The 1917-nt window shown below is 57.6% G+C and carries 1 protein-coding gene; it reads left to right on the top strand.

Annotation, left to right across the window (positions count from 1 at the left end; translation table 11 throughout):
* The first annotated feature begins 714 nt into the window (after positions 1 to 714).
* A complete protein-coding gene (locus ABEV74_RS18340; RefSeq protein WP_430148251.1) occupies positions 715 to 1842 on the top strand; it encodes a cytochrome P450 in 1128 nt (375 codons plus the stop codon).
* Positions 1843 to 1917: the final 75 nt, after the last annotated feature.

The raw sequence follows: 1917 nt of genomic DNA, 5'->3' as shown, positions 1-1917 counted from the left end.
CTTCATTGTACTTTTTGCAATAATCCTATCGATCGCACTCCGTTGCGGCACTCTCATTGCACTTTTCGTAATGGTCCCATCGGTTACGCCCGTTTGCGGCACTCTTCTCATTGCACGTTTTGCAATAGTCTCACGGATCGAACTCCGTTTATGGCATTTTCATTGCACAAAATACAACAAAACTCCGCTCTCTTACCGAAAATCCCCTAATGATTTTCATTGTATTTTTTGCAATGATTCAACCCGTCGCTCCCCATTTGCGCTACTTCATTGTACTTTTTGCAATAATCCTATCGATCGCACTCCGTTGCGGCACTCTCATTGCACTCTTTGTAATGGTCCCATCGGTTGCGCCCGTTTGCGGCACTCTCTCATTGCACTTTTTGCAATAGTCTCACGAATCGCGCTCCATTTATGGCATTTTCATTGCACAAAATACAACAAAACTCCGCTCTCTCGCCGAAAATCGCCTAATATTTGGAATTTTCATTGCACTTTTTACAATGATTCAATCCGTCATCCTCCGTTTGCGCTACTTCATTGTACTTTCTGCAATTATTTCACCGAGCGCAACCCGTTGCGGCTCTCTTATTACACCTTGTACAACGGAACACCGCAGCACCTCATTTCCAGTAACGGTTTGATTTTCCAGACGAATATGTTTAAGCTACAGGTGTAACGGCCTCATTCACATGGAGAGGGGAGATTGGGGAGATGAAATGGAACGAGGAACACGGTCTGCTGCCGCTAGCACAATTTGCCTCGATGCGTGCGACGGAGCCGGTGGCTTATCAGGACGGGGCATGGCATGTGTATCGGTACGAAGACGCCAAGGCGATATTCGCCGATCCCGGGCGGTTCTCGTCGGAGATGTCGGATTCGCCGTCGCCGGACGTGCCGATCGAGCACAGCATTTTGCGGCGCGACCCGCCGAAGCACCGCCAGCTGCGGGCGCTTGTCACGCAGGCGTTCACCCCGCGCGCGATCGAGGCGCTCGCGCCGCGCATCGAGACGCTTGCCCACGAGCTGCTCGACAAGGCCGAAGCGCGCGGCGGCATGGACGCCATCGGCGATTTTGCCGGCCCGCTGCCGGTGCTCGTCATCGCCGAGATGCTCGGCATTCCCCCTCGCGACCGCGAACAGTTCAAGGAGTGGTCCGATGCGCTCGTCGGCACCGATTACGACCGGTTTATGCAGTGCCAGCGGGAAATGAGCGACTATTTCGGTCGCATCGCCGACGAGAGAAAGCGCAACCCGCATGACGACCTGATCAGCCGGCTTGTACAGGCCGAGGCCGACGGAAGCCCGCTTGCGCCCGTCGAGCTGATCGGGTTCTGCATTCTGCTGCTCGTCGCCGGCAACGAGACGACCACGAATCTGCTCGGCGGCGCGCTGCTTTGCTTTGACGACCGCCGGGACGATTGGGAAGCGATCCGGGACGACCGGTCGCTGCTGCCGGGAGCGATCGAAGAGACGCTTCGCTACTGCTCGCCCGTGCTGAATATGACCCGCCGCGTCCGGCAAACCGCAGTCGTCGCGGACCGCAAGCTGGAAGCCGGCGAATACGTCCATCTCTGGATCGGTTCGGCCAACCATGACGAAGCGGTTTTCGAACGCCCGGACCGCTTCGACATCCGCCGCACGCCAAATCAACACCTCGCGTTCGGCCACGGCATCCATTTCTGCCTGGGCGCCCAGCTTGCCCGGCTGGAAGCGAGAATCGCCCTCGGCGCGCTGCTCGATCGCTTCCCGAACTTCCAGCGCGACCGGATGGCTCCGCTCGAGAGAGTCGACAGCTCGTTCGTGTTCGGCGTCAAGCATCTGCCTGTCCTGCTGAGCTGACCCTGAACGGCCGTTCGCGATGCTTCTCCCGCCCTCGGCGCGCTGCTCGACCGCTTCCCGAACTTCCGGCGCGAC

Origin of the sequence: Paenibacillus cisolokensis (assembly GCF_050481165.1) — a bacterium.
Lineage (GTDB): Bacteria > Bacillota > Bacilli > Paenibacillales > Paenibacillaceae > Paenibacillus_AH > Paenibacillus_AH cisolokensis.
The sequence above is the reverse complement of the archived record's forward strand: the minus strand, read 5'-3'. Positions and strand labels throughout refer to the sequence as shown.